The organism is Streptosporangium sandarakinum, assembly GCF_013409935.1.
Classification (GTDB): Bacteria; Actinomycetota; Actinomycetes; order Streptosporangiales; family Streptosporangiaceae; genus Streptosporangium; species Streptosporangium nondiastaticum.
Genome location: NZ_JACCCO010000001.1, coordinates 3,328,840 through 3,354,199, shown reverse-complemented (window position 1 = coordinate 3,354,199; position 25,360 = coordinate 3,328,840). Strand labels below are relative to the sequence as shown.

The 25,360-nt window shown below is 69.4% G+C and carries 27 protein-coding genes and 1 tRNA gene; 20 read left to right on the top strand and 8 right to left on the bottom strand.

Translation table 11 applies throughout. From position 1 onward, the window contains the following. Nucleotides 1-4: 4 nt before the first annotated feature. Entirely contained in the window at nt 5-469 is a 465-nt protein-coding gene (locus HDA43_RS15060; protein ID WP_179821146.1) for a MaoC family dehydratase, read from the top strand. Between the two features lie 89 nt (nt 470-558). Here HDA43_RS15060 and HDA43_RS15055 read toward each other — a convergent pair whose 3' ends face one another. Next, nucleotides 559-1,194 carry a response regulator gene (locus HDA43_RS15055; RefSeq protein ID WP_179821143.1) on the bottom strand — a complete coding sequence of 212 codons (636 nt, stop codon included), beginning with the start codon at nt 1,192-1,194 and terminating at the stop codon, nt 559-561. 139 nt (nt 1,195-1,333) lie between these two features. Then, nucleotides 1,334-2,494, bottom strand: a complete 1,161-nt coding sequence (locus HDA43_RS15050; protein ID WP_179821141.1) for a sensor histidine kinase — start codon at nt 2,492-2,494, stop codon at nt 1,334-1,336. Between the two features lie 132 nt (nt 2,495-2,626). On the opposite strand from HDA43_RS15050, the gene HDA43_RS15045 reads away from it, so the two are divergent. From HDA43_RS15045 to HDA43_RS15030, 4 genes are all read left to right on the top strand, one after another. Next, nucleotides 2,627-3,202 carry a hypothetical protein gene (locus HDA43_RS15045; protein WP_179821139.1) on the top strand — a complete coding sequence of 192 codons (576 nt, stop codon included), beginning with the start codon at nt 2,627-2,629 and terminating at the stop codon, nt 3,200-3,202. Nucleotides 3,203-3,355: 153 nt separating this feature from the next. Next, nucleotides 3,356-3,431 (top strand) — tRNA-Arg (locus HDA43_RS15040). A gap of 868 nt (nt 3,432-4,299) precedes the next feature. Next, nucleotides 4,300-5,403: an alpha/beta hydrolase family protein gene (locus HDA43_RS15035; protein ID WP_179821136.1), complete on the top strand. Its 1,104-nt coding sequence runs from the start codon at nt 4,300-4,302 to the stop codon at nt 5,401-5,403. A gap of 92 nt (nt 5,404-5,495) precedes the next feature. Next, on the top strand, nt 5,496-5,777 hold the full coding sequence (locus HDA43_RS15030) for an HAD family hydrolase (protein ID WP_246423992.1): 282 nt from the start codon (nt 5,496-5,498) through the stop codon (nt 5,775-5,777). 783 nt (nt 5,778-6,560) lie between these two features. On the opposite strand, the gene HDA43_RS15025 is transcribed toward HDA43_RS15030, so the two are convergent. Next, nucleotides 6,561-7,181 (bottom strand): TetR/AcrR family transcriptional regulator, encoded by a 621-nt coding sequence (locus HDA43_RS15025; protein WP_179821134.1) that lies wholly within the window; start codon nt 7,179-7,181, stop codon nt 6,561-6,563. Between the two features lie 125 nt (nt 7,182-7,306). Here HDA43_RS15025 and HDA43_RS15020 point away from each other — a divergent pair, with 125 nt between their 5' ends. The 5 genes from HDA43_RS15020 (at nt 7,307) to HDA43_RS15000 (ending at nt 11,913) form a co-directional block, all read left to right on the top strand. Then, the gene (locus HDA43_RS15020) at nt 7,307-8,740 is read left to right on the top strand and encodes an MFS transporter (RefSeq protein ID WP_179821131.1); all 1,434 of its coding nucleotides are present in this window, start codon (nt 7,307-7,309) and stop codon (nt 8,738-8,740) included. A 36-nt stretch (nt 8,741-8,776) separates the two neighbouring features. Beyond that, on the top strand, nt 8,777-9,256 hold the full coding sequence (locus HDA43_RS15015) for an SDR family NAD(P)-dependent oxidoreductase (RefSeq protein ID WP_179821129.1): 480 nt from the start codon (nt 8,777-8,779) through the stop codon (nt 9,254-9,256). Then, complete coding sequence (locus HDA43_RS15010) at nt 9,253-10,074, top strand: alpha/beta hydrolase (protein WP_179821126.1); 822 nt, start codon at nt 9,253-9,255, stop codon at nt 10,072-10,074. Before HDA43_RS15015 ends, HDA43_RS15010 begins: the two co-directional genes overlap by 4 nt. Then, nucleotides 10,071-10,589, top strand: coding sequence for a hypothetical protein (locus tag HDA43_RS15005; RefSeq protein ID WP_179821124.1), 519 nt, complete (start codon nt 10,071-10,073; stop codon nt 10,587-10,589). The genes HDA43_RS15010 and HDA43_RS15005 overlap by 4 nt, the downstream gene beginning before the upstream one ends. Nucleotides 10,590-10,698: 109 nt before the next feature. Further along, on the top strand, nt 10,699-11,913 hold the full coding sequence (locus HDA43_RS15000) for an SGNH/GDSL hydrolase family protein (protein WP_312873262.1): 1,215 nt from the start codon (nt 10,699-10,701) through the stop codon (nt 11,911-11,913). Nucleotides 11,914-12,391: 478 nt separating this feature from the next. Here the strand turns inward: HDA43_RS15000 and HDA43_RS14995 are convergent, their stop codons facing one another. Both HDA43_RS14995 and HDA43_RS14990 read right to left on the bottom strand, forming a co-directional pair. Further along, nucleotides 12,392-13,177 carry a hypothetical protein gene (locus tag HDA43_RS14995; RefSeq protein ID WP_179821121.1) on the bottom strand — a complete coding sequence of 262 codons (786 nt, stop codon included), beginning with the start codon at nt 13,175-13,177 and terminating at the stop codon, nt 12,392-12,394. Nucleotides 13,178-13,301: 124 nt separating this feature from the next. After that, nucleotides 13,302-13,862: a tyrosine-type recombinase/integrase gene (locus HDA43_RS14990; RefSeq protein ID WP_179821118.1), complete on the bottom strand. Its 561-nt coding sequence runs from the start codon at nt 13,860-13,862 to the stop codon at nt 13,302-13,304. 102 nt (nt 13,863-13,964) lie between these two features. On the opposite strand from HDA43_RS14990, the gene HDA43_RS14985 reads away from it, so the two are divergent. The 9 genes from HDA43_RS14985 (at nt 13,965) to HDA43_RS14945 (ending at nt 21,763) form a co-directional block, all read left to right on the top strand. Next, nucleotides 13,965-14,483, top strand: a complete 519-nt coding sequence (locus HDA43_RS14985; RefSeq protein ID WP_179821115.1) for a carboxymuconolactone decarboxylase family protein — start codon at nt 13,965-13,967, stop codon at nt 14,481-14,483. Beyond that, nucleotides 14,476-14,745, top strand: a complete 270-nt coding sequence (locus HDA43_RS14980; RefSeq protein ID WP_179821112.1) for a metal-sensitive transcriptional regulator — start codon at nt 14,476-14,478, stop codon at nt 14,743-14,745. Before HDA43_RS14985 ends, HDA43_RS14980 begins: the two co-directional genes overlap by 8 nt. Before the next feature lie 26 nt (nt 14,746-14,771). Further along, nucleotides 14,772-14,981, top strand: coding sequence for a heavy-metal-associated domain-containing protein (locus tag HDA43_RS14975; RefSeq protein WP_179821109.1), 210 nt, complete (start codon nt 14,772-14,774; stop codon nt 14,979-14,981). Beyond that, the gene (locus tag HDA43_RS14970) at nt 14,978-15,973 is read left to right on the top strand and encodes a DUF8832 domain-containing protein (protein ID WP_179821107.1); all 996 of its coding nucleotides are present in this window, start codon (nt 14,978-14,980) and stop codon (nt 15,971-15,973) included. Before HDA43_RS14975 ends, HDA43_RS14970 begins: the two co-directional genes overlap by 4 nt. A 27-nt stretch (nt 15,974-16,000) precedes the next feature. Then, nucleotides 16,001-18,223: a heavy metal translocating P-type ATPase gene (locus HDA43_RS14965; RefSeq protein WP_179821104.1), complete on the top strand. Its 2,223-nt coding sequence runs from the start codon at nt 16,001-16,003 to the stop codon at nt 18,221-18,223. Nucleotides 18,224-18,414: 191 nt separating this feature from the next. Then, a complete protein-coding gene (locus HDA43_RS14960; RefSeq protein WP_179821102.1) occupies nt 18,415-19,008 on the top strand; it encodes a MarC family protein in 594 nt (197 codons plus the stop codon). A 140-nt stretch (nt 19,009-19,148) separates the two neighbouring features. Continuing rightward, a complete protein-coding gene (locus HDA43_RS14955) occupies nt 19,149-20,510 on the top strand; it encodes an MFS transporter (RefSeq protein WP_179821099.1) in 1,362 nt (453 codons plus the stop codon). 68 nt (nt 20,511-20,578) lie between these two features. Beyond that, nucleotides 20,579-20,860: a metal-sensitive transcriptional regulator gene (locus HDA43_RS14950; RefSeq protein ID WP_179821096.1), complete on the top strand. Its 282-nt coding sequence runs from the start codon at nt 20,579-20,581 to the stop codon at nt 20,858-20,860. A gap of 318 nt (nt 20,861-21,178) precedes the next feature. Further along, the gene (locus HDA43_RS14945) at nt 21,179-21,763 is read left to right on the top strand and encodes a DUF6461 domain-containing protein (protein ID WP_179821093.1); all 585 of its coding nucleotides are present in this window, start codon (nt 21,179-21,181) and stop codon (nt 21,761-21,763) included. A 145-nt stretch (nt 21,764-21,908) separates the two neighbouring features. On the opposite strand, the gene HDA43_RS14940 is transcribed toward HDA43_RS14945, so the two are convergent. Together HDA43_RS14940 and HDA43_RS14935 are read right to left on the bottom strand one after the other, a co-directional pair. After that, nucleotides 21,909-22,271 carry a nuclear transport factor 2 family protein gene (locus HDA43_RS14940; RefSeq protein WP_179821091.1) on the bottom strand — a complete coding sequence of 121 codons (363 nt, stop codon included), beginning with the start codon at nt 22,269-22,271 and terminating at the stop codon, nt 21,909-21,911. Nucleotides 22,272-22,614: 343 nt separating this feature from the next. Next, nucleotides 22,615-23,838, bottom strand: a complete 1,224-nt coding sequence (locus HDA43_RS14935) for a trans-sulfuration enzyme family protein (protein WP_179821089.1) — start codon at nt 23,836-23,838, stop codon at nt 22,615-22,617. Nucleotides 23,839-23,937: 99 nt separating this feature from the next. Between HDA43_RS14935 and HDA43_RS14930 the strand changes: the two genes are divergently transcribed. Next, nucleotides 23,938-24,462: an Lrp/AsnC family transcriptional regulator gene (locus HDA43_RS14930; RefSeq protein ID WP_179821087.1), complete on the top strand. Its 525-nt coding sequence runs from the start codon at nt 23,938-23,940 to the stop codon at nt 24,460-24,462. 125 nt (nt 24,463-24,587) lie between these two features. Here HDA43_RS14930 and HDA43_RS14925 read toward each other — a convergent pair whose 3' ends face one another. Next, nucleotides 24,588-25,265 carry a TetR/AcrR family transcriptional regulator gene (locus tag HDA43_RS14925; protein WP_179821084.1) on the bottom strand — a complete coding sequence of 226 codons (678 nt, stop codon included), beginning with the start codon at nt 25,263-25,265 and terminating at the stop codon, nt 24,588-24,590. Nucleotides 25,266-25,360: the final 95 nt, after the last annotated feature.

Here is a 25,360-nt window from a genome sequence, read left to right as displayed (position 1 = left end):
GCCCATGAGGATCTTCAGTAGTGTCATGGAGCTCAAGGCCGCCCGCGGCGAGCACCTGGGACACACCGAGTGGCGGCCGGTCACCCAGGAACGGGTCGACGGGTTCGCCGACGCGACCGATGACCACCAGTGGATTCACGTGGACCCCGAACGGGCCAAGGACGGCCCGTTCGGGACCACCATCGCCCACGGCTACCTCAGCCTGTCGCTGCTGCCGTCGTTCATGGCGGAGCTGGTGCGGGTGGACGGCCTGGCGATGGGGATCAACTACGGGCTCGACAAGGTCCGCTTCCCGGCACCGGTCCCGGTCGGGGCGCGGATCCGGGCCGGAGCCGAGCTCCTCGACGTCAAGGGGACCCCGGCGGGCTACCTGGCGAAGGTCCGCGTGACCGTCGAGGTCGAGGGCGGGAAGAGACCCGCCTGCGTCGCGGAGACCCTCTCCCTCTACGTCCCCGCCGAGAGCGACTGAGCCCCGGCGTCTTCGGGAGTCGCCGGCCCGGGCGGGCCTCGACGCCCGCGAGGTCGCGGCGGTCCCGTCGAGTTCCGGCCCGGGGTCTCTCACGCCTCCGGCGGGAGCCCCCGGGCCAGGATCGCCGCCTGGACACGGCTGCGCAGCCCCAGCTTGCCCAGCAGGCGGCTGACGTGGGTCTTCGTGGTCGCCTCCGCCATGTCCAGCTCGGCGGAGATCTCGGCGTTCGACAGGCCCCGCCCGATGCACGTCAGCACCTGGCGCTCGCGCGGGGTCAGGCTCCCCAGGTCGTACGGCTCGCGCTCCGGCACGGCCGTGGCGAAGGCCGAGATCAGCCGCCGGGTGACCGCGGGCGAGATGAGCCCGTCACCCCGGGCCACCACCCGCACCGCGTCCACCAGCGCGTCGGCGTCGGTGTTCTTCAGCAGGAAGCCGGCGGCCCCGGCGCGCAGCGCCCCGAAGACGTACTCGTCGATGTCGAACGTGGTCAGGATCAGCACGTCGGCGACCCCGCTCAGCTCGCGCGTCGCCGAGACGCCGTCCAGCTTCGGCATCCGGACGTCCATCAGCACCACGTCCGGCCGCAGCTCGCGTGCCATCGCGACGGCCCGCTCGCCGTCCGCGGCCTGCCCGACCACCTCGATGTCGCCGTGACCGTCGAGGATCAGGACGATCCCCGCGCGGACCGCCGCGTGGTCGTCGGCGACCAGGACCCGGATGGTCATGCGAACTCCTCGGTGCCGCGGGCGACGGCGATCGTACGGGTGCGGGTGCTTCCAGCGCGGGTTCGGGTCCGGGTCCGGGTCCGGGTCCGGGTTCGGGTGCTTCTGGCGGGTGGACGGACCCGGTCACCGGGCGGCGCGCTCATGCGAGCCCTTCGGTGGGCAGCAGGGCGCGGACCCGCCAGCCGTCGCCGTACGGCCCGGCATCGAGCTCGCCGCCGACGAGGGCGACCCGTTCCCGCATGCCGATGATCCCCGCGCCCGCGCTCATGACCACGTCCGTGCCCGTGTCCGCGCCGGAATGCCGGCGGCCGGCATCGCCGAGAGGGTTGTCCACGGTCAGCGTGACCGCGCCCGGCCGGTAGCCGACCACCACGTCGGCGGCCTTCCCACCGTGCTTCAGCACGTTGGTGAGCGACTCCTGGATGATCCGGTACCCGGCGAGGTCCACCGGCACGGGCAGCTCGCGGGCCTCGCCGTCCACCTGGAACCGTACCTCCAGGCCCGCCTCCCGGGCCCGTTCGGCCAGCTCACCGGCCTCGGCCACCCGGCGCCGGACGGCCTCGGCCTCCTCGTCGTCCCGCCGGAGCAGGCCGATCATGGTGCGCATCTCGGCCATGCCCTGGAGGCTGTTCTCCCGGATGGACCCCAGCACCGCCCGCACGGTGTCCCCGTCCAGGTCGGCGCGGGAGAGCACGGCGGTGGACTGGATGGCGATCGCGCTGAAGTGGTTGGCGATCATGTCGTGCAGCTCCCTGGCCATCCTCGCCCGCTCGGCCTGCACGGCCGCCGCCCGGTCCAGCTCGGCGAGCCGCGCCACCTGCTCGGCCCTGGCCCGCTCGGCCGCCGCCTGGTCCTCCAGCTGCCTGATGATCATTCCGGTGATGACGGGGGTGGTCCCGACGAGGGCGCACTGGACCAGGATCACCGCGGCCATCCCCACCTCGCGCATGAGGATCCCGGCCGTCACTCCCGCGACGACGGCGAAGATCGAGGTGATGCCGAGCATCCACCTGCCCAGGACGCGGGGGCCGTACCTGACGGCCGCGTAGAAGTTGTCGGTGACCACGATGACGGTGCCCATGGAGAACCCCATGGCGAAGTCACCGGCGAAGGCCACCACCCCGAGGCCGAGTGCGAGCAGAGGCCTGCTCCGCCGTACCGCGACCCCCAGGCACGTGATCGCCAGCGGGACGGCGAACAGCGGGGCGGGCGCCCAGAGATGCTGGTAGATGCCGACGGCGAGCAGGGCGACACCGCCGAGGAACGATGCCACGGCCCACAGCACGTCCTCCCGTTTCATGCCCCCATCTCACCATCCCGGCAGCGCACCGGACATACGCGTACGGGGCGGCTTGGCCGTACATACAAGGATGTACGGTGGTTCGTCACCAGCGACGATGTCCCGCGGGCGGGGAGCGGCGATGCTGGAAGCATGATTCTGGCCGTCATCATCGGATGCGAGATCGGGTTCTGGGTCCTCCTCGGGCTGGGGCTCGTCACGCGTTACCTGTGGCGCATGCGGCGGCTCAGCACGGCCCTGCTGGTCGCGGTCCCGCTGCTCGACGTGGTCCTGCTGGCCGCCTCCGTCATCGACATGCGCGGCGGCGCCACCGCCGACTGGCGCCACGGCCTGGCCGCCGCCTACCTCGCCTACTCGATCGTCTTCGGCCACCGGACCGTGAAGTGGGCCGACGCCAGGTTCGCCCACCGCTTCGCCGGAGGCCCCGAACCGTGGAAGCCGCCCGCGGGAGGGATGGCCCGGGCCCGCTACGAGTGGATCATGTGGTTCAAAATCGTCCTCGCGTACGGCATCGCCTGCGGCTTGCTGCTCGGCCTCGCCTGGATCGTCGGAAACCCCGCGCGGACCGCCGCCCTGACCGGCTTCATGCTCGACCTGTCCAAGATCCCGCTGATCGCCCTGATCTGGCCGGTGAGCTACACCCTCTTCCCGAAGAAGGTGAAGGAGGACCGGCGGGAGTCGGGCGTCCCAGTGAAGCCGCGGGGGTGAACGGGGACCGGCCGGGAGGCGGAAGGGACCGGTGAGGGCGGCTCACGGGGTGGGCTGGGGACGCTCGGGAGGTGCTTCGAAGACGCTTCGGGGGAGAGCGGACAACTGGTTCGAGGTACTCCTCGGAACCCGCTATAGTTACTTACGCAGCGAGCGGCCGTAGCTCAATGGATAGAGCATCTGACTACGGATCAGAAGGTTAGGGGTTCGAGTCCTCTCGGCCGCGCCAGACAGAAGCCCTGGTCATCCTAGTGATGACCAGGGCTTCTACTTATGTTCGATCATGTCTCGGTGTCCGGCTGTGTCCGGCTCTGATCAACCGTATCCGGCTGATCCTTCCCGATGCCTTCCCGCTGGAAGACCGCAGGACCTCAGCGATTCGGCGCATGGCGATCTCGTCATGACCAACGAGGCACTTCTCGTAGGTCCTGTGAAGAACTTCCACGCTGTTGCCCGCCCATTCGGCCACCTGCTTCGGCGAGACGCCGGCGTTGAGCCATGTGGAGAGGCAGGCGTGCCGGAGGTCGTACGGGCGTCTGGCCAACGGCGAAACGTACTCCTCGGGCGTCAGGGCCTTCTTCCGCGCGTTCGCCAGATCCGAAGGACGGTGCTCTTGGCCAGCACACCGCCATGCGCGCCGTGGAATACGCGTCCGCCGGGGTCGGCGCCGTTCTCCTTGAGGTGCGTGCGCAGGATGGCCACCAGCTCAGGCGGGCACGGTACGGGTCTTGCCTCACCCTCCGCGCGGTGCTTCAGGCCGCGTGTGTCGTGTTGCTCACCGCTATCGGTCCTGGCAGGCCTGCACCTACGTGGAGCCGTCTTGCGGATCCGAAACCTCTGACCGGCCTGAAGATCCGAACCTCGTACAGGCTCTAGAGGGGAGCGCCCTCAGCGTCAACCTCAAGTTGGTCTTGACCTCCCCTACGGGTGGACAGGTGCTTCCTTCATTCGTATGAGTGCCAAAATCATCTCCGGTGGGGAATTTCTGGACAGCGAGCCTCCCTAGCGTGGCCGTTATGAATTGCGCATTGCTCAGACGGGGCGTGGCCTCTGCCGTGGTGGTCGGTCTTATGCTCACCGGGCCCGCCGTACAGGCCATGTCAAAGCCCGTCACTGTGGCCCTGCCCCAGCCGACAGGTCCACGCGAGATCGGCACTGTCGCGCTGCACCTGCGTGACGGCTCCAGGGCCGACCCGTGGATCAAGGCACATGACCGGCGTGAGCTGATGATCAGCCTGTGGTACCCCACGCGTCGTCCGGACGGCCATCCCGCTGCGCCTTGGCTGCCGCCTCGCGCCGCCGAGGCCTTCTATCGCAACAGCAGTCTCTCGCCTGCGGCTCTCAGCCTGCCTTTGACCCATGGCCGCGAAGGGGCCCGTGTGGCAGGCCGAGGGCTGCCCGTCGTACTGTTCTCGCCCGGCAACGGCGCCGACCGTTCCATGAACACCTCCACGGTCGAAGAACTGGCCAGCTGGGGCTACATGGTGGTCACGATCGATCATCCGGGCGATGCCGGCGAGGTGGAGTTCCCCAACGGCACGGTCACCGGCCGTGTCCTGAAGCCGGTCCCGGTGAGCCGGCTGGACGAGAAGGCCGAAGAGATCAAGGTGCGGGTGGCTGACACGCGCTTCGTGCTGGACCGGCTCAAGGAGCTGAACAAGGGGCAGAACCCCGATGCTGAAGGCCGGAAGCTGCCGGAGGGGCTGCGTGGCGCGTTCGACCTGAGCAGGGTCGGCATGTTCGGCCATTCCGCGGGAGGAGCGACGGCTGCCGCGACGATGCTGGAGGATCGGCGGGTCAAGGCGGTTCTGAATCTGGACGGACCCGCCCTCGGCAAGGTGGCCGTCAAAGGATTGGCCAAGCCGTACATGCTCATGGAGGCCGAGATCTTCGACAAGCCCATCCGCGGGCAGAAGACCTTCTGGTCCCGGCTGAAGGGCTGGCGGCTGCACGTGAAGACCAATGGTGCCAAGCACAATTCCTATACCGACCTGCCGTTGGTGTACGAGCAGGCGGCCCCGGTGATCGGCCTGTCAAAGGAGCAGTTGCGAGCGGTAAACGGGACACTGTCGGCGGCGCGTTCCGTGGCCGTCACCCGCGCCTACACCATGGCCTTCTTCGATCTGCATCTACGGCGCAAAGGCGACCTGCTCGACAGGCGTTCCTCGCGGTTTCCCGAGGTGCAGGTGATCGCCCGTTAGGGCGGAAGCGCGGCTGCACCGCCTAATCAGCTCTCGCTGACGGTCCCCGCGGCAGGGCGGACCCAATCCATGGAAAGATCCAGCAGACGGGGTTGGCTGACGCCGTCGATACCTACGCGCTCTCTGGTATCGAAGGCATGCGCGAGCCAGACCGTGGACTGTTCGAGATCGCCGCGAAGCGGTGTGGCGTGAATCTTGAGGCTGGAGGCTGGATGATCGGTGACAACCCGCTCGCCGACATCGCCGGCGGGCGCGGGGCCGGCCTCCACACGATCTGGATCAACCGGGGGACATGGCCCGACCAGGAGCACGATGCGGACTACGTTGTTACCGACGTGCTTCAGGCGATGGAGATCCTGCACGACGAGACGTGATCGAGTGCCTTCACTAGACCTAGCAGCGACTGCTGTACAGCAGCGCCATACAGCAACAGGCCCTTACGCGATCATACGTCACCAGCCCGCATCTACCATCGGAGCAGGGCGGCAAGCCATCAACGAGGGGCCCGCCCTTCCCTACGGATCAGAAGGTCAGGGGTTCGAATCCTCTCGGCCGCGCAACGCGAAGAAGGCCCGTTACCAGGGAAAATCTGGGAACGGGCCTTCTTGCTTTATCGATCTTCCAGGCCTCTTGCTGACAGGGTGGTTCTCATCAGCGCCTCCTGAGCGCCTCGGCAAAAGTCTCGGTCGCCCTGCCGTGGCTGCTGCGGGTTCCGACTTCGACCTTGGCGTCGCGGATCATCGTTCCCAGCGCCCCCGGGCCGGTGGTGCTGCCCCGGGCTCCGTCGACCGCAGCACGTGGGCGTTCTTCTCCAGGGCGCTCACCACGGGGGACTGCTTACCGCCTGACATCGGCGCAGGGGCCGCCCGGCACCCGGCAGTCGCCAGTATCGCCGGAGCCGTGATCGCGGGCACCGCCGTCGGCCGATCCGCTCCCTCTTCGCCGTCATGCCTGTCTTTCTCAGACTCCGTGTTTCGAACGGTGAGGCAAGCATGGATCGCGGTGGAGGTCCCGCGCGCTGAGGTCGGCCTCCGGCTTCATGCGGGGGAACACTCCCTGGTCATCCGGGGGACGGCCATCGGGTGGAGCCCGCAGCCCCGTTTGGTCGCCCCTGGGCAGGCCCATCCGCGAGGCGGCCCCGAATCACCTGGCTCCCGTCACGCGACGCCGGCGCGCGCCGCCGCCAGCGCTCCTGCCGCGGCGCGCTCGGCGGCGTCATCGTCGAGCGGTTCCCCCGTGTTGAGCAGCGCGTAGTACAGGGGCGCGGAGACGGCTGCGATCACCCGTCGCGGATCGGTCCCGGCGGGTAGCTCTCCTCGCTCGACGGCGTCACCGACGCAGCCGGCCCATTCGTCGATGCGTTTGGCGTAGAAGCGGTGCAGCGCCTGGGCCGCCTCGTCGTTGCAGAGCGAGGCGGCGATCAGTGCCTTGAACAGACGTCCCTGCCGGGGGTCGGTGAGGGTCTTGACGACCAACCGGGCATTGTCCCGCAGATCCTCCTCGACGCTGCCGGTATGGGAGCGGGGCAACGATCCCTGGGCCATGTCGTCGAGCAGGTCGGCGGCGAGGGCGCCGGGCGTGCCCCAGCGACGGTAGACGGTGGTCTTCCCGACCCCGGCGACACGGGCGATCTCGGCCAGGTCGAGGGCGTCGAATCCCTTCTCGGCCAGGACGTCTCCTGCGGCCTGAAGAACGGCTTCGCGGACGCGGGCGGTGCGCCCACCGGGTCGGACGGCGCCCGGCGGCGGTGCGGCGCTCTGCTGCGATGCGGCGGCCATACGGACTCCTCTCAAGAGGCACCCTTATTGGGACTCTTGTTCCCTTAGGGCGGCAATGGTGTTATCGTTCCTCGCATCTTAACGGAACCAGAGAGCCGTTTAAGCGTTCGAAGGAGTTCCCTGTCATGACCATGACCACAGAGCCTGTGTCCGGTCCCCCGATCCCGCAACGGCTGACCGGCCGCATGAAAGCCGTCCTCGTGGTGCTGCTGGTCGCCCAGTTCATGCTGGCCGTCGACTTCTCGATCCTGAACGTGGCCCTGCCCAAGATCGGCGACACCCTCGGCTTCTCCCTGTCCGACCTGCAGTGGATCGCCACCTCCTTCGCTTTGGGCGCGGCCGGGTTCACCCTCTTCTTCGGCCGCATCGGCGATCTGATCGGCCGCAAGCGCATCTTCCTCGGCAGCCTGGCTCTCCTCGGCCTGGCCTCACTCGTCGGCGGGCTCGCCCCGAACCCCGAGATCCTCATCATCGCCCGCATCGCCCAGGGACTCGCCACCGCCGCCGCCACTCCGGCCGGGCTCGCCCTGCTCACCACTTCCTTCCCCGACGGCCACCTGCGGCAGAAGGCCCTTGGCCTCAATGGCGCGCTCATGTCCGCCGGGTTCACCGCCGGCGCCATCCTCGGCGGTGTCCTGACCGACCTGCTCTCATGGCGCTGGGCCTTCTTCATCAACGTCCCCGTCGCGCTCATCGTGCTCCTCGTCGCCCCCAGCGTCATCACCGAGTCCCGGCCCGCCGTTCGGCCCAAGGTCGACCTGCCCGGCGCCCTGACCGTCACTCTCGGTCTGCTCGGCATCGTCTATGGCCTGACCCAGGCCGGCGAGCACGGCTGGACCCATCCCGTCGCCCTGGTGGGCCTGCTGGCCGGCGCGGCTCTGCTGGCCGCCTTCCACTTCGTCGAGCGCAGGGCCGCCCAGCCCCTGGTTCCGCTGCACGTCCTGAAGAAGCGCACCGTGGCCTGGGGCAACGTGCTGGGACTGCTCGCCTTCGTCACCGAGACCTCCCTGGTGTACCTGCTCACGCTGTACATGCAGAAGACGCTCGGCTTCTCGGCCCTCACCGCCGGGCTCTCGTTCGGCGTCCTGGGGCTCGGAACCGTGGCCGGGGGCATGCTCGCGCCGAAGTTGATCTCCCGGACCTCCACTCTGGCCGTCCTGGTCGGGGGCGGGCTGTTGCAGGCGGCCTTCACCGGCGTCCTGCTCTTCCTGGGCAGCACCTCGGCCTCGATGGCGCTGATGCTGCCGGCGATCTTCCTGGGCGGGGTCGGCAACATGCTGGTCATCGTCGGCTTCATGATCACCGCCACCACCGGCCTGCCGGACCACGAGCAGGGCCTGGCCACCGGACTGGCGTCCATGTCCCAGCAGATCGGCATCACCATGGGGACTCCCGTCATGTCCGCGATCGTCACCGCGGCCACCATGGGCGCCACGTCCGCCAGTGCGATCCTGCACGGCGTCACCGTCGCCATAGCCGCCAACGCCGCCCTCGTCCTCCTCGGCGTCCTCATCGCCGCCGTCTTCCTGCGCGCCCGGCACGGCCGCACGCAGAACTGACCGCCGGCCTCCTCCCCCCACCTCAAGGAACACAACATGGATCTTCGGCTCTCCGGCAAGGTGATTCTCGTGACGGGCGCGACCAGCGGGATCGGTCCGGCGACCACTCACCTGCTCGCCGCGGAGGGAGCCCGCGTCGTGGCGCTCGCCCGCGGTAGCTCGGCCGTCCCCACGCTGCCGCCCACCACACAGTTCATCCGCGCCGACCTCACCGACCCCGCCACGGCGGCCTACGCCGTCTCACAGATCCTGGCTCGTCACGGCAGGCTGGACGGCCTGGTCAACAACGCGGCCGCCCTCACCTCCCGCCCCACCTTCGCGGACATCGACGACGATCAGTGGCACGCCACCTTCGAGCTCAATCTCCACTCGGCCGTCCGGCTCACCCGCGCGGTGCTGCCGGTCCTGGAGAAGAACCCAGGGGGAGGCAGCATCGCCTGCCTCCTGTCACCCTGGGCCGCACAGGTCGCCGGCGCCGAGTGGGCCATCGACGGAGAAGCTCTGCGTCAGCTATGAGCCTGGACAGATCGACGCCGGCCCGTGGCGGGAGCGGCGCCCCGCAGTGGTCCCGCCTCATCCTTCCCGGGCCGGATCCCGTTCCGGTCCAGATCTACCGGCCGGCACCGGCCAACGGTCCCCCGGCAGGCTTCCTGGTCTGGGCGCACGGCGGCAGTTGGCAGCACGGTTCGGCCGCCGAGTGGCACCACGCCACGGCGTCCCTGGCCGAACGCTCCGGCTGGACGGTGATCAGCGTCGACTATCGGCTCGCGCCACGGCACCGCCACCCCCGAGCTGTGCATGACGTTCTCACGGCGCTTTCCTGGACCGCCGGACAGGCGGCGGGGGCACCGCTCGCGGTGGGCGGCGACAGCGCCGGCGGTACGCTCGCCGCCTGCGCCGCCCTGGTCGCGCGAGAGCGCGGCCTGCCGCTGGCGGCGCAGGTCCTGGCCTACCCACCGTTCGACCCCACGTGCAGCAGCCCGTCCTACCGCCGGAGTCCCCAGGCGTTCCCGCAGGCCGCCCTGCTGCGGCAAGCCTGGCTCGCCTGGCGCGGCAACGGCGAGCCCGCCACCTACGACGAGGACGGCACCCGGGTGTATTCGACGCCCTGGGAGGCGCCGTCCTTGGCGGGCATGGCACCCGCCGTCCTCGCCGTAGGCGCCCACGACCCGGTACGCGACGACGTCGACTCCTACGCGCGCCGGCTCCGCCGCGACGGGGTTCCGGTGCGCCTGCTGCACCCGCCGGGGGCCGTGCACGGAGACGTGCTCCGCCAGGACAGTCCCGTTCTCGACCACATAGCGCGAGCCATCAGCCGGAAGGACCTGTCATGAGCACCATGAGCACCGGCGGGCACGGTGTCCCGCCCGCTCCCTTGGAAGCCCTCGTCCGCCACTTCAGCGACCTGCGCGACGGTGCCCACGCCGGCGAGATCACCCGGCGCGGCAAGGAGGCCGCGTTCGAGCAGGCCGTCCGCCTGCTCGACGCGCCCGCCCGCCAGGTTCTCGCCGAGTTCGACCAGTACCTCCTGCTTGGTACGGGCACGCTGCAGGCCACCGGTACGCGCCGGGACCTCCAAGGCGGCAGCTTCGCCGCCTGGCGGTTGTCGTGGCCGCGGCAGCGCGAGGCGGGCATCGCCCCGATCACTTTGACCGCCCACTACGGCGCCGCCTTCCACCATCCGCATCTGCGCGGCGCCACCCTCGGGGAGTGGCCGCTCAACGTCGTCGACGCGGAACAGGCGGCCGAGCTCGTCCCCGTGCTGCGCGCCATCGCCGCCGCCGACCTGCACAACCTCGTCTTCCAGCGTGACTGGCGGATCGTCCCCGCCCTCCACTCACAGGATTAACGGAACGGAATTGCCATTAAGCGCTACATCCCCTATCGCTCTTATTAACGGAACGCAAGTTTCATTAAGGAGTCACCTGAAGAACTTCGCGGCAAAGAGCGGTGCGGCGGTGTCGGCCTTGGCCCTCGCACTCGCCGTGGCCGCCCCCGCCCAAGCCGGCACAGACCGGCAGACGGGCTGGCAGGCGGCCTGGATCGCCGCACCGCAGCGGGCCAGCACCGGATTCGGGCCGAACTGGTCAGAGGAAGGCTTCACCGGCCAGAGCGTGCGCCAGATCGTGAGGCTCACCGCCGGCGGCTCATCCCTGCGCATCCGCCTGTCGAACGATTACGGCCCCACCCCTGTGCGTCTGACGGGCGCCACTGTCGCCTACGCCGGCCAAGGCGCCGCGATCCGGCCTCAGTCCGTACGGAAGCTGACCTTCAGCCACGCCACCTCGGCCAGCATCCCCGCACGCGGCAGCCTGTCCAGCGACCCGATCAAACTCGACGTGAGCCCCTTCCAGTCCGTGGCGGTCACCCTCTACTTCGCCGGGACCACCGGACCGGCGACCTTCCACTCCCAGGCGCACGCCACCAGCTACCGCGCCCAGGGCGACCACAGCGCCGACACCGCCTCGAACGCCTACGACCAGACGACGCACTCGTGGTACTACCTGTCCGGTGTCGACGTCGCGGGCGGGCCCAGGACCCGCGACGGGGTAGTCGCCTTCGGCGACTCCATCACGGACGGGTTCGGCTCCACCGGCGACGCCAACGACCGCTACCCCGACGAACTCGCCGAGCGCCTCGCCGCCACCGGCCGCGCCCGCCCCGTCCTGAACGCCGGCATCGGCGGCAACCTCGTGCTCAACGACTCCGCCTGGTACGGCGACCGCTCCGCGGCCCGCTTCAAGCGGGACGTGCTCGACCAGCCCGGCGTCGGCACGGTCGTCGTGCTGCTGGGCGTCAACGACATCGGATTCAGCGAGTCCGACACCCCGACGTACAAGCCCGCGCCCGTCGTCTCCGCGGACGAGCTGATCACCGGCTACCGCCGGCTCATCCGCCAAGCCCACGCCAAGGGCGTCAAGGTCATCGGAGCCACCTTGCCGCCGTTCAAGGACTCCGACCACTGGGGCGACCACGCCGCCGCCCTCAGCGACACCGTCAACCAATGGATCCGCACCTCAGGCGAGTTCGACGCCGTCGCCGACCTCGACCAGGCCATGGCCGCCCCCGGCGACCCCGACGTGCTCAACCCCGCCTACGACAGCGGTGACCACCTGCACCCCAACGACGCCGGTTACACCGCCATGGCCCACGTCATCGCCGACCGGCTCTGACCGGGAGACCATCCGCATGGGAAGCCGTTCCCGGTGCTCGCGATGTGACAGTCTCGAGCGGCCACGAGGCCCGCGAGCACCTGGGGCGCCGCCTTCTGCCGATGCCCGACCAGATGCTCGCGCACATGGTCGACATTCCTGCGGTCGGCTTCATGCAGCCGCGCCGTACAGCGACACCGTCTTACGCGATCGCATCCCACCAGCCCTCATCCACCGTCTGGCCAGGCCGGGACGCCTCTGGCGCAGCGTCCGCCCTTCCCTACGGATCAGAAGGTCAGGGGTTCGAGTCATCTCGGCCGCGCAGCAGGTCAAAGGCCCTCCGGGATCATCCCGGAGGGCCTTCGTCGTAGCCGTACAGCAGTGGGATGCAGCAACACCGCCCTACGCGGACAGCCGTTCGCGATCCTTGCTCGCCAGGGCTCAAGGCTTCCGTATGGGTAGGGGATGCCCGGTCGGGCGTTCGAGGCCGGCGGTTCGTTCAGGCGCCGCCGAGGTCATCCCGGAGGCGGCGAACCCATTCGGCGGGGAAGACCTGCTCCAGCCGTTCCCGGCTGATCTCCAGCATGCCTTCCTGCGCCAGCGGGAGGAGCGCGCCGTTCTGCACCGCCGCATGGTCCTCGGGGGCCGGGCAGATCAGGACCGCCAGGATCCGGCAGGTCCGTTGCAGCTCCTCGACCCCGCCGGCGCGGATCATGTCCTTGATGGGCTCCCACGCCGTCCGTACGGCAAGCGTCACCAGAGCTTCGAGGAGAGGGCTGCGATTCTCGGCCTTCCGCGAGTCGATGATGGCCGCCGTCACGTATTCGGGTATTCGGTCCATGGCCTTGGAGAATTCCTCGATGCCCTCGGCCAGGGCGACGAGGAGGTCGCACCAGAAATGCTCGGTGAGTCTTCTTCTGGTTTCCCGCGGCCTGTCGCCGCCGAATCTCTTGTCCAGCTCTCCGACGACGCGGCCGGTGAGGAGATCGCCGATTTCCTGGATGCGCTCGACCGTCTGCGGGTTTTCGGACAGCCATTCGATGAGATCGACCGTGGCGCTGTCGGTGGCGGCCGCCTGTCTCTGTTTGGACGGCCCCCGTTTCCCCTTGGGGGGCGAGGAGGCCGCCCACGCGATGTCGCTGCGTTCCCTCGCCTCCTGACGGCCCGTGGGAGATGGGTCACGAGCCAGGTCGAGGCCGTAAGGCCAGCCATGCTGTGCCCCACCACAGTCGGAACATCGGCACTGGTGCCGCTTGGCGCGCTCGCAGCTCTTGGGGTGCGTCACTCGCCCTCCGTCGCGTTCGGTGTGAAGGTGAATCGGACAGCTCGCTGGGAACTCCCTCTTTTAAATCACGAATAACGGCCATCGGAATTGGCGCAGTAGCCATTCCGGCATGTCTTCGTGGCCATCAACAAAGGCTCTTGCATGCGAATAAGGCCCTTCGGGTGATCCCGAAGGGCCTTGAGGTGAAGGGGGCAAGCCATGTCTGGTTCGAGCCGTCGAGGCTCTGATTCAGCCGGTCAAGTGCCCTGCGAGTTTCCGGAGTCGGGATCCGCGTGTAGACGTCCATGGCCATCGAGACCTGTGGGTGGCGGAGGACGCGCATCGCGACGCGGGGGTGGACGTCGAGGGCGGCCAGGAGTGAGGCGCGGGTGTGCCGGGTGTCGTGGGCGCGGGTCGTCGGCACGCCCGCCCGGCGGCAGTGCGCCGCGAAGGCCCGATTGAAGTCGCACGGTTCGATCGGTGTGCCGTTCCGCGTGGTGAGGACGAGGTCGGAGTCCCGCCACTTCTCTCCGGCGGCCTTGCGCGCGTCCTCCTGGACATGCCGGCGGTGCTTGGGTGCGGTGACGCACAGGTCGCCCTCGGGCGTGGTGCCCCGGACGTAGCCGGCCCGGCCGCCCTTGCGCGGGAAGGCCGAGCCCTCGCCGTCCGCACGCCTGCCCATGCCCAGCCTCGGTTCTTCACGCATCCTCCAGTGACTCGAACATCCATGTTCGAGTTACTTATACCCCTTGGGGGTTCCGGAATACCCACGGGGGGTATATGGTTGGCGGCAGACGAGGAGGACACGATGAGACGCCTTCAAGCACTTGACCCGTCGGAAGCCCCCGACAAGTCCCGCGAGATCCTGAGTGACATCGTCGCCAGGCGCGGCGGGGTGGGCGACATGGTGGCCACGATGGCTCACTCGCCCGCACTGCTCCAGGGCTACCTGGACTTCTCCCGCGCGATCAAGCGGGTGAAGATCCCCCGCCCGCTGAGCGAGAAGATCTCGCTCGCGGTGCAGGAGTGGATCGGCTGCGCGATGTGCTTGTCGGCGCACACCGAGGCGGCGCGAGCGGCGGGGCTCAGCGAAGTGGACATCGAGCTGGCCCGCCAGGGCACCTCGACCGACGCGCGCGAGGCCGCCTTGATCGCCGTGGCCGTGCGGGTGCTGGCCGAGCCTTCGTCCCTCTCCGACGAGGACGTGGCCGAGCTGCGAGCCCATGGCTGGAGCGAACGGGTGATCGCGGAGATCGTCGGCCTGGTGTCGCTGAACCTGTTGACCGGCGCCTTCAACCTGCTGATCGGACTTGAGCCCGATGAATGACAAAGCGGCTCACCTGCGGCGACTGCGCCGGGTGGAGGGGCAGGTGCGAGGCCTGCAGCGGATGGTCGACGACGACAAGTACTGCATCGACGTCCTGACCCAGGTCTCGGCGGCCACCAGCGCCCTGCAGTCCTTTTCCCTGGTCCTCCTGGAGGAGCACATGGCCCACTGCGTCGCGGAGGCGACGCGGAAGGGCGGCGCCGAGGCGGACATCAAGATCAAGGAAGCGGCCGACGCGATCGCGCGCCTGGTCCGTTCATAAGAGTCACAAGACGAGAGGTGATTGTCATGGCCACCGCCACCTACACCGTCAAGGGCATGACCTGCGGACACTGCGTCAGCTCCGTCAAGGAGGAGGTCGGCGAGGTCGCCGGCGTGACCGAGGTCGACGTCGACCTGGCCACCGGGCTGCTGACCGTGACGAGTGAAAGCCCGGTCGACGCGGCGCGGGTCAGCGCCGCGGTCGAAGAGGCCGGATACGAAGTGGTGAACCCATGAACGCCGCAGCGAAGATCGGCGCCTACATGGCGGGCCTCGCCCTGATCTTCGGTGGGGCGCTCGGGCTCGGCAACGTCGTCGGACCGCTGGGCGGGGAGCCGGCGAAGCCGAGCCATGGCAGCGGCGGCCACGCCGTGGCGGCTCCGGCTCCACAAACCACCGCAGGCCACGGAGAGCACGCCGCTCCCGCGCAACAAGCCGAGAGCAGTACCCCCGGGGGGCTTCAAGTGTCCGAGAACGGCTACAGCTTCACCCCGCTCACCACGGCGATCAAGCCGGACGAGCCGACAGACTTCCGGTTCACCGTGACCGGCCCTGACGGCAAGGCGGTCACCGACTACCAGGTCCAGCACGACAAGAAGCTCCACTTCATCGTCGTCTCGCGTGACCTGGGCACCTTTCAGCATCTCCACCCGGTCGAGGCCGGCGACGGCGTCTGGTCGGTCAAGCTGACGCTGCCCGAGGCGGGGGCCTACCGGGCCTTCGCCGACTTCGCGCCGACCGGTGGTCAGGCCCTGACGCTCGGCGGAGACCTGCTCGTCTCAGGCGACTACACGCCCAAGGCGCTGCCCGCGGCCAGCCGTACGTCCGAGGTCGACGGCTACACCGTCACCCTCGACGGTGAGCTGCTCCCCGGCCGGCAGAGCAAGCTCACCCTCAAGGTCAGCAAGGACGGCAAGCCGGTCACCGACCTGCAGCCCTACCTTGGCGCCTACGGGCACCTGGTGGCCCTGCGCGGCGGCGACCTTGCCTATCTCCACGTACACCCCGACGGTGAGCCCGGCGACGGCAAGACCCGGCCCGGCCCGGAGATCGTCTTCTACGCCGAGGTGCCCAGTCGCGGCGACTACCGGCTCTTCCTCGATTTCCAGCATGAGGGCAAGGTCCGGACCGCCGACTTCACCCTCGGCGCCGAGCAGGACTCCACGGTGGATCCGAACGCGAAGCCCACGGCCGGCTCCACCGAGCACGGCGCCGGCCACAAGCACTGACAACAGGACGCACGGAAAGGAGCGGTGATGTCTCCGCTTACCGATGACCGGCGCCAAGGCGCCATCGAGCTATCCATTGGTGGCATGACCTGCGCGTCCTGCGCCAACCGGATCGAGCGCAAGCTGAACAGGCTGGACGGCGTCACCGCGACGGTCAACTACGCCACCGAGAAGGCGAAGGTGACCTTTCCCGAGGGCATCGACCCGCAGCAGTTGATCGCCACAGTGGAGTCGGCCGGCTACACCGCGGCTCTCCCCGCCCCGCCGAAGACGGAGTCGGGCCAGGAGGCCCAGGAGCCGGAGGACGAGCTCCGTCCGCTGCGCAACCGCCTGATCACGAGCCTGGTGCTGAGCGTTCCGGTGATCGCGATGGCGATGATCCCCCCGCTGCAGTTCACCAACTGGCAGTGGTTGTCGCTGACACTGGCCGCTCCGGTGGTGGTCTATGCGGGCTGGCCCTTCCACAGGGCGGCCTGGACCAACCTGCGGCATGGCGCGGCGACCATGGACACCCTGGTGTCCCTGGGCACGCTGGCCGCGCTCGGCTGGTCGCTGTGGGCTTTGTTCTTCGGTACGGCAGGCGTACCGGGTATGACGCACCCGTTCGAGTTCACGATCGCCCGCAGCGACGGCTCCGGCAACATCTATCTTGAGGCCGCCGCCGGTGTGACCGCGTTCATCTTGGCCGGACGCTACTTCGAGGCGCGATCCAAGCGCCGCGCGGGAGCGGCGTTGCGCGCACTGCTCGAACTGGGCGCCAAGGAGGTCGAGCTCGTCGACGGCCGGCGGATTCCCACCGACCAGCTCAACGTCGGCGACCTCTTCCTGGTCCGCCCGGGCGAGAAGATCGCCACCGACGGCGTGATCGAGGAGGGCACCTCCGCCATCGACGCCTCCATGCTGACCGGCGAGTCGGTCCCGGTGGAGGTACGGCAGGGCGACCCCGTCACCGGCGCCACCGTCAACGCGGGCGGGAGGCTGATCGTCAAGGCCACTCGCGTCGGCTCCGACACCCAGCTGGCCCAGATGGCCAAGCTGGTGGAGGAGGCCCAGACCGGCAAGGCCCAGGTCCAGCGGCTGGCCGACCGCATCTCGGGCATCTTCGTCCCGATCGTGATCGCTCTGGCGCTCGGCACCCTCGGCTTCTGGCTCGGTACCGGGTCCGGCGCGGCGGCGGCCTTCACGGCCGCGGTGGCCGTACTGATCATCGCCTGCCCCTGCGCGCTCGGCCTGGCGACGCCGACGGCCCTGCTGGTCGGCACCGGCCGGGGTGCTCAGATGGGCATCCTGATCAAGGGCCCGGAGGTGCTGGAGTCCACCCGCAAGATCGACACGATCGTCCTCGACAAGACCGGCACCGTGACCGAGGGCAAGATGACCCTCACCGACGTGCTCCTGGCCGAGGGCGAGGACCGCGACGAGGTCCTCAAGCTCGCCGGAGCCCTGGAGCACGCCTCCGAGCACCCGATCGCCCAGGCGATCGCCCGCGCCGCGCAGTCCACCGCCACGGTGGAGGACTTCGCCAACGTCGAGGGCCTCGGCGTCCAGGGCATCGTGGACGGCCACGCCGTCCTGGTCGGCCGGCCCAGGCTGCTGGCCGAGTGGTCGCAGCACCTGCCCGTCGAGCTGGAGCGGGCCTTCCAGGAGGCTCAGGCGGCCGGCCGTACGGCTGTCGCCGTCGGCTGGGACGGCAAGGCCCGGGCCGTCCTCGTGGTGGCCGACGTGGTGAAGCCGACCAGCAAGGAGGCCATCCGGCGACTGCGGGCGCTCGGCCTCACCCCGGTGCTGCTCACCGGCGACAACGAGGCGGTCGCCAGGACCGTCGCGGCCGAGGTCGGCATCGACGAGGTGATCGCCGAGGTCCTGCCCAAGGACAAGGTGGACGTCGTCAAGAAGCTCCAGGCCGAGGGTAAGAGGGTGGCGATGGTGGGTGACGGCGTCAACGATGCCGCCGCGCTCGCCCAGGCCGACCTCGGCCTGGCGATGGGGACCGGAACGGACGCGGCGATCGAGGCCTCGGACCTCACCCTGGTCCGCGGCGACCTTCGAGTGGCCGCGGACGCGATCCGGCTCTCCCGCCGGACGCTGGGCACCATCAAGGGCAACCTGTTCTGGGCCTTCGCCTACAACGTGGCCGCCCTGCCGCTCGCGGCGCTGGGCCTGCTCAACCCGATGATCGCGGGAGCGGCGATGGCCTTCTCCAGCGTCTTCGTGGTCACCAACAGCCTGCGCCTGCGCGGCTTCAAGTAACAGGACGCCGGTGGCCGGTGGCCCGGGATTCCCGGGCCACCGGCCACCGGACTGCTCGGAAGGAGGGACGGACATGGTCGCGGTGTGGCTGCGCCGGACGATCCCCTGCTTCTCCACGGCCACCGAGTCCATCCCGTCCCTCTGACGACTCCGAGGGCGGGGCACATCAGACCCGCCCGTGGAGGCCTGTCATGTCGGCCCTGTTCACGCAGGCCTTCGTCACCCTGCTCGTCATCTTCGACCCGCTTGCCGCCATCCCGGTGTTCCTCACCCTCACCCGGCACCAGAGCCCGTCCGGACAGCGCAGAACGGCTCGGGTCTCGGTGCTCGTGGCCGCCGGAATCGTGACCGTCTTCGCCGTCGCGGGCAAGGGCCTGCTCGACGCGCTCGGAATCTCTCTCCAGGCGCTCCAGGTGGCCGGCGGTGCCCTGCTCGCCCTGATCGCGCTCGATCTGCTCAAGGCGGACTGCGCACGCGACCGCGCCACGGCCGAGAGCGGTGGCGTGGCGTTCGTCCCGCTCGGCACGCCTCCGCTGGCCGGACCCGGCGCCATCGCGGCGACCATGCTCTACGTGGAGAAGGCCGGAAGCGCCCCCGCCGTGGTGGCGGTGGCCCTCGCCCTGGCGGCGGCACTGCTGCTGACCTGGCTGACTCTGCACTTCTCGCCCTTCATCGGGCGGCTGCTCAAGGACAACGGGCTCAACCTGGTCACCCGGATCATGGGGCTTCTGGCCGCGGCCATAGCCGTGGAGCTCGTCGCCGGGGCGATCCTGCACTGGATCTGAGGCGATACGGCAGCCCGGCGCCGGAGGCCACGGGGCCTCCGGCATGCCCCGGTCCACCGCCTTGTCATACCCCTCAGGGGTATGTTACGTTCCTTGCGCCTCAGATACCCCCCTTGGGTATCCAATGAAAGGAGAACGTCGTGTCTGCCGTTAATCCGCGTCGGTGGTGGGCGCTCATCGTGCTCGCCGCCGCGCAGTTCATGGTGATCATGGATACGTCCATCATCGGAGTGGCCCTGCCGGACATGCAGCGCGAGCTGGGCTTCACCGACAGCAGCCTGCAGTGGGTGTTCAACGCCTACGTCGTCGCCTTCGGCGGCTTGCTCCTCCTGGGCGGCAAGCTCTCCGACCTGCTCGGCGCCCGCAAGATCTTCACCGCCGGCTGGGTCGTCCTGACCGCCGGCTCGGTCATCGCCGCGGCGGCGGGCACCGTATGGGTGGAGATCCTGGGGCGCGCCGTCCAGGGCGTCGGCGGAGCCCTCATCGCTCCCGCCGCGATGACGCTGTTGATGATGCTGTTCGGGCACAGCCCGCGTGAGCTGGGCAAGGCCATGTCCCTGTACGGCGCCGCCGCACCCGCGGGTGGTACGGCGGGCGTCTTCCTCGGCGGCGTGATCACCGAGTACCTGAGCTGGCCCTGGGTGTTCATCGTCTACATCCCGATCGGCCTGGCCACGCTGGCCGCCATTCCCGCGCTGCTGCCCAAGGCCGAGGGCAAGCGCGGGTCGGTCGACTGGCTCGGCGCGATCGCTGTGACCGCGGGCGTCGCCCTCGCCGTCTACGCGATCGTCACCACCGACTGGCTCGCCGGAGTCGGCGCCGCCGTTCTCCTGGTCGCCTTCCTGCTCATCCAGCGTTCGGTCCGTGAGCCCCTCATGCCGCTCGCCATCTGGAAGACCCCCGGCCTGGCCGCTGCCAACCTGGCCATGGCGCTCCTGGGCGCCGCGTGGATCCCGATGTGGTACTTCCTCAACCTCTACCTGCAGAAGACCCTCGGTTACGGCTCCTTCGCGAGCGGTGCGGCGCTGCTGCCCATGACCGTCGCGGTCATGATCTTCATGGTCGGCATCACCGCCAGGCTGCTCGGCCGCTTCGGTGCGAAGCCGCTCATCGTGCTGGGTCTGGGCGTCCTCGCCGTGGGGATCGCCGGTCTGAGCCTGGTCGGTGCGAACGGATCGTTCGTCACCGATGTGCTGCCCGCGAGCCTGATCGCGGCGGTGGGCATGTCGCTGGCCTACATCCCCGCGATGATGTCGGCCATGTCCGGCGTGCGGCCCGAAGAGGCGGGCCTGGCCTCCGGCATCGTGAACACCACCTACAACGTGGGCTCCGCGCTCGGCCTGGCCGTGATGACGGCCATCGCCACCGGCCAGGGCTCCACCAACGCGGCCTTCGTCGGCGCGGCGGTGGTCGCGGCGATCGGCGTGGTCGCCACGGTGGCGTTCATGAGGCGGCCCAAGGCCGTCGCGCAGGAGGGGCAGCAGCCGGCGGCCCTCGGGTGAGAAGAACCCACTCTCAGATACCCCCAGGAGGTACGGTGGTGGGATAGGGATAGGGAGAGGGAGAGGGCATGGCCGGATACGGAGACACCAGACAGGACCACCTCCGGCGTCTGCGCCGGATCGAGGGTCAGACCCGTGGACTGCAGCGCATGGTCGACGACGACAAGTACTGCATCGACATCCTGACCCAGGTGTCCGCGGTCACCAGCGCGCTCCAGTCGTTCTCCCTCTCCCTCCTGGAGGAGCACCTGGCCCACTGTGTGGCCGAGGCCACCAGAAACGGCGGCCCCGAGGCCCAGGAGAAGATCAAAGAAGCCTCGGACGCCATCGCAAGACTCGTTCGTTCCTGATTCTCCAAAGTGAATCGAGAGAGTGTCGCCGCCTACGCCGTCAAGGGTGCACCGGGCCTGATCCGCCCCTTCGGCTCGTACACCGCCGACCCTGTGGCGCAGAGCAGGGACACGAGAGCCGGAACGGCGTGGATCACGACGGAAGGACCCCACGGTCCGTCGAGATCCACGCCAGAGGTCACCACCCCCGCCGGGTACCACATTCAGAGATCTTGAGATTCGGCTCCGTGGCGCGGTGCAGCGGCTTCGTCGTCGTCGTGTGACCTGTTCTCTGACGTACGATCCGGTCGTGTCGGTCGGGGCTGTGAGCATGACGGAATGATCGCGACCCCTGGTGACTGTGCCTGGTTCTCCCACGAGCGCTTCCCCGAGCTGGCGGAGGCCTACTGCTTCACCTACGTCCACGGCCTGACACCCGAGCAACTGGTGGTCCGGCTCGGTGGCCGGCCAGAGGATTTCACGCCCATGACGCTTGGGGAGCTGATCGAGACTCCCCGCGGGAACGGCTACGACACCGCGTTCCTCGGTGTCGCGACCATGGGCGACTGGGTGTTCGCCGTTGAGCCCAACGGCGGGCTCGGCGCCGATGAAGAGATCATCACTTCGTTGTCGGCGGGAACCCGCCTCGTCTCCCATTTCCGCGACGTCGAAGGCGTCGAGTACTTCTACTGGAGCGAAGACGGAGAGATCCGGTTCTGCTTCATCGCCGATGAAGGTTACTCGGAAGAGGTGCCGGAGGAGATCGTGGAGATCATGCAGCGGATCGGCGCCGACCGCAGACACCTCCACCCCGGCGACGGGCCGGCGTTCCTCCTGGCCGAGCATCTCACCGGCATCACGCTGACACCGGAGCTGCTGGAGGGGTCCACCTACCTGTGCGGGGTCATCCCCGAACCGAGGTGAACAGGATCCATCGTCTGTGACCCCATCGAGGCGGTCGCAGCCGGTGGATCGCGCCGCTGCGAGCTCCCGCAAGATTCACCGGGGGCGTCGTTCCGCGCGGACCCGCTGTACCAGGCCACCGGGATGAAAAAGCTTCACCGGAGCTTCAGGCCGCGTAGACGGGGGCGAGGTCGACGAATATGCGGTAGTCGGTGATCAGGCCGTCGTCGCGGGTGCGCCAGATCGACACGGCTACGGCGCCGGCGTCCTTGCCGTCGAGTCGCCGGTAGGTCACCTCGGTCTCGGCGATGACGTCGGCGTCCACCTGCCAGTTCCTGACGATCCGATGCCGCAGGCCGCCGATGGTGGAGTAGAACGCCCGCAGCCCGGCGACGATGGCCTCGCGTCCCGCCAGCGGTTCGGCGTTGCCGAACACCAGCGTGGCGTCCTCGGCCAGCAGCCGGGCGAACTCCTCGGGGTCGAACGAGTCGACCACCTGGAAAACACGTCGTACCACGTCGTCGGTCATGCCGTCCCTTTCCCGCACGGCCGGGGACACTGGTGGGGACGATACGGGGCGAAGGACGGCGTACAACTATCGCCAGGGTGGGGATCCCGTCGCCGTACGAGCCGTACGACTCGTCGGAGTTCTCCGAACCTGCGCGCCGTGTCGCGGTCGGAAGGCGGTCGGTCGCATCCGGACGGGTGATCGCCGGTCATCCTGTGCGACCCCGCCTCCGGAGCCCCGCGCCGAACGGGATCCGACGAGGTCGCCGGGAAGATCCGCCGCCTCGCCGGGGGGAGCGACGGCTTCGGCCGCTCCCGCCCCGCGTCGGTCACGTCTCTTCGGCCTTCGGGCCGAGCAGGGGAAGTCAGGCCTGGAGATCCGGGATCCGGGGCCTGATCGCCGAACGGTGCACGTGAGTACGGCGGTTCACGGACAGGGCGCGGTCCAGGTCGTCGATGAGGTCCACGGGGTTCTCCAGGCCGATGGACAGGCGGACCAGAGCCGGGGTGGGGCGGGCGTCGGAGGCCACCGGACGGTGGGTGAGCGCGCTCGGGTGCTGGATCAGGGAGTCGACGCCGCCCAGTGACACCGCGTGCGTGAACACCCGGACGGCTGAGGTGAGGTGGGCGGCCTGCTCGTAGCCGCCGCGCAACTCGATCGACAGCATCGCGCCGGTGCCGTTCATCTGCCGCCCGATCAGCGGATGGTCGTCGGCGGGATAGTGGAGGCGGGCCACGTCCGGGTGGTCGGCGAGCCAGGCGGCGACGGCGCGCGCGTTCGCCTGCTGGGTGCGTACCCGCACCGGCAACGTCGCCAGCCCGCGATGCAGCAGGTAGGCGCCCAGCGGATGGAGCAGTGCACCGGTGATCGCGCGTACCCGGCGCAGTGCCGCGGCGCGCCCCTGGTCGCAGGCGATCACACCCGCCATCACGTCGCCATGCCCGCCCAGGTACTTGGTCGCGCTGTGCAGCGCCATCGCGGCACCGAACTCGAGCGGGTTCTGCAGCATGGGCGTCGCGAACGTGTTGTCCACCAGCACCGGCACCCCGTCCGCCGCCGTCACGACGGAACGTATGTCGACCAGGTCGAGCGTGGGGTTGGCGGGAGTCTCCAGCACGACCAGCGCGGTGTCGCGGCGGATCGCCGCGGCCACCGCCGTGCTCGTGCCCTCGCAGAACGTCGTCTCGACGTCCAGCAGGCCGGATGCCAGCAGGTGATCGGTGCCGCCGTACAGGGGGCGGACGGCCACGACATGGCGTCGCCCGGTCTCCCGCTTCGCCGCCAGCACCGCCGCCGTCAGCGCCGCCATGCCGGAAGAGAAGGCGACCGCCGCCTCCGCGTGCTCCAATCTCGCCAATCCCGCCTCGAATCGCGCCACCGTCGGGTTCCACAGCCGTGCGTAGACCGCCGTTCCCTCCGGATGACCACCGGAGGCCAACGTCTCGTAGGCATGTCCTCCGGTCTCGATGTCCGGCAACGGGTTGGTCGAGGAGAGATCGATCGGAGGCACATGCACCCCGAGATCCGCCAGATCCTCACGCCCAGCGTGTACGGCGACGGTGTCGGGATGAAGAGAACGGGATGTCATGGCCCGACTGTCGGGGAATCACCAGCCATCCTCAAGATATGTTGCGGAAGATGGCCTGTTTCCGGATAGTCGGTGCGGAATCCGTAAACAGGAGGGTCGATGTCGCGACGCGTACCGCAGGATCCACAGCTCGACGGCACCGACCTGAAGATCCTGGCGGCCCTGTCCCGGGACGGCCGCCTGACCAACGCCGCACTCGCGGCTCAGGTCGGTGTCGCCGAGTCGACGTGCGCCTATCGGGTGCGCGCGCTGCGCGCTTCCGGTGTGATCACCGCCATCCACGCGCACATCGACACCGCCGCGCTGGGCCGCCCGCTGCACGCGATCATCCGGGTCCGGCTGGGTGGCCACAATCGCGACCCGGTCCGCACCCTGTTCGATCGGCTGGTCGAGACACCCGGAGTCCTGGCGGTCTTCCATGTCAGCGGTGACGACGACTTCCTCGTGCATGCCGCCGTCGCCACTCCACAGGACCTCCGTGACCTGATCCTCGAACGGATCACCGTGCATCCCGGCGTACGGCAGACACAGACCCAGCTCGTCTTCGAGGCCCGCACCGGCGTCGGCGTCCTGCCGCCCTCTCCGGCCCTCGAAGCCAGGAAGGCGACCAGACCCGCCCGGTAGCGAGCGGCCGCGTTCGTCCTCCGCGGCCGCGTTCGTCCTCCAGGGCGACTTCGTCCAAGCCGGTCGGGCACCGGGCGTGCGGAGGAGCTCCAAAGGGCGTGCCACGCGGTAGGCGCCACTTCGCGTCAGGCCCTGGAGGGCCGCTGCCTCTGGGAGCCGTCGGCCGCGAGCGGGAGACCGCCCAGTGACAGAGCGCTCGGTGGAGGCAGGGCCCCGTGGGCCGCCTCGGCGCGGAACGACTGGAGCAGGTACGCCACCAGGCGCCGGGACGCGGCACCGTCATGCGGCAGCGCGGTGACCAGACCGCAGTGGGCCAACAGGGCCACGGCGAGGTCGGAAGGGTGGAAATCGGCCCGCAGCGCGCCCGCCGCCTGGGCTCTGCGGACCAGGGTCATGAGGTCCCGCTCGGCCCGTTCCCGGGCCTGCGCGTGTTCCGCCGCGCTGTCCGGGAAGGCCGCGACGAACGCGGCCGGGAACCCCTGTTCCTCCCGCTGGAGCTCGCAGACCGTCTCGACCAGGCGCTGGAAGCCCCGCCAGGGGTCGGGGTCGGCCAGCGCCTCGGTGAGTGCTCGGCCGCATGTTTCCACCTGCTGCGCGAACGCGGCCCGCACCAGGGCGTCCCGGGTCGGAAAACGCCGGTACAGCGTCGCCACGCCGACCCCGGCCCGTCGGGCCACGGTCGCCATGGGCGCGTCGATCCCGTGCTCGGCGAAGACCTCACGGGCGGCGACGAGGATGCGCCCCCGGTTGCGCCGGGCGTCGGCCCGCAGCTCCGGGCCCGCGATCCGAGAGGATTCCTCCACCACTGTCTCTCATCTCCGGTCCAAACGGACGGTGCCGTCCGGTTAAGAGCCTACGCTCGGGGCCGGATCCCCCGCGCGGCCACTGGTGGTGAAGG

What these genes read in the sequence shown, in the direction of transcription:
- HDA43_RS14970 (WP_179821107.1), top strand. Translation starts at nt 14,978, where the DNA reads ATGAACGCCGCAGCGAAGATCGGCGCCTACATGGCGGGCCTCGCCCTG.
- HDA43_RS15015 (WP_179821129.1), top strand. Translation starts at nt 8,777, where the DNA reads ATGGATCTTCGGCTCTCCGGCAAGGTGATTCTCGTGACGGGCGCGACC.
- HDA43_RS15055 (WP_179821143.1), bottom strand. Translation starts at nt 1,194, where the DNA reads ATGACCATCCGGGTCCTGGTCGCCGACGACCACGCGGCGGTCCGCGCG.
- HDA43_RS14990 (WP_179821118.1), bottom strand. Translation starts at nt 13,862, where the DNA reads ATGCGTGAAGAACCGAGGCTGGGCATGGGCAGGCGTGCGGACGGCGAG.
- HDA43_RS14950 (WP_179821096.1), top strand. Translation starts at nt 20,579, where the DNA reads ATGGCCGGATACGGAGACACCAGACAGGACCACCTCCGGCGTCTGCGC.
- HDA43_RS14975 (WP_179821109.1), top strand. Translation starts at nt 14,772, where the DNA reads ATGGCCACCGCCACCTACACCGTCAAGGGCATGACCTGCGGACACTGC.
- HDA43_RS14980 (WP_179821112.1), top strand. Translation starts at nt 14,476, where the DNA reads ATGAATGACAAAGCGGCTCACCTGCGGCGACTGCGCCGGGTGGAGGGG.
- HDA43_RS15025 (WP_179821134.1), bottom strand. Translation starts at nt 7,181, where the DNA reads ATGGCCGCCGCATCGCAGCAGAGCGCCGCACCGCCGCCGGGCGCCGTC.
- HDA43_RS15050 (WP_179821141.1), bottom strand. Translation starts at nt 2,494, where the DNA reads ATGAAACGGGAGGACGTGCTGTGGGCCGTGGCATCGTTCCTCGGCGGT.
- HDA43_RS14945 (WP_179821093.1), top strand. Translation starts at nt 21,179, where the DNA reads ATGATCGCGACCCCTGGTGACTGTGCCTGGTTCTCCCACGAGCGCTTC.
- HDA43_RS14930 (WP_179821087.1), top strand. Translation starts at nt 23,938, where the DNA reads ATGTCGCGACGCGTACCGCAGGATCCACAGCTCGACGGCACCGACCTG.
- HDA43_RS14985 (WP_179821115.1), top strand. Translation starts at nt 13,965, where the DNA reads ATGAGACGCCTTCAAGCACTTGACCCGTCGGAAGCCCCCGACAAGTCC.
- HDA43_RS15005 (WP_179821124.1), top strand. Translation starts at nt 10,071, where the DNA reads ATGAGCACCATGAGCACCGGCGGGCACGGTGTCCCGCCCGCTCCCTTG.
- HDA43_RS14940 (WP_179821091.1), bottom strand. Translation starts at nt 22,271, where the DNA reads ATGACCGACGACGTGGTACGACGTGTTTTCCAGGTGGTCGACTCGTTC.
- HDA43_RS14965 (WP_179821104.1), top strand. Translation starts at nt 16,001, where the DNA reads ATGTCTCCGCTTACCGATGACCGGCGCCAAGGCGCCATCGAGCTATCC.
- HDA43_RS14935 (WP_179821089.1), bottom strand. Translation starts at nt 23,838, where the DNA reads ATGACATCCCGTTCTCTTCATCCCGACACCGTCGCCGTACACGCTGGG.
- HDA43_RS14960 (WP_179821102.1), top strand. Translation starts at nt 18,415, where the DNA reads ATGTCGGCCCTGTTCACGCAGGCCTTCGTCACCCTGCTCGTCATCTTC.
- HDA43_RS15020 (WP_179821131.1), top strand. Translation starts at nt 7,307, where the DNA reads ATGACCATGACCACAGAGCCTGTGTCCGGTCCCCCGATCCCGCAACGG.
- HDA43_RS15010 (WP_179821126.1), top strand. Translation starts at nt 9,253, where the DNA reads ATGAGCCTGGACAGATCGACGCCGGCCCGTGGCGGGAGCGGCGCCCCG.
- HDA43_RS15045 (WP_179821139.1), top strand. Translation starts at nt 2,627, where the DNA reads ATGATTCTGGCCGTCATCATCGGATGCGAGATCGGGTTCTGGGTCCTC.
- HDA43_RS15060 (WP_179821146.1), top strand. Translation starts at nt 5, where the DNA reads ATGAGGATCTTCAGTAGTGTCATGGAGCTCAAGGCCGCCCGCGGCGAG.
- HDA43_RS15035 (WP_179821136.1), top strand. Translation starts at nt 4,300, where the DNA reads ATGTCAAAGCCCGTCACTGTGGCCCTGCCCCAGCCGACAGGTCCACGC.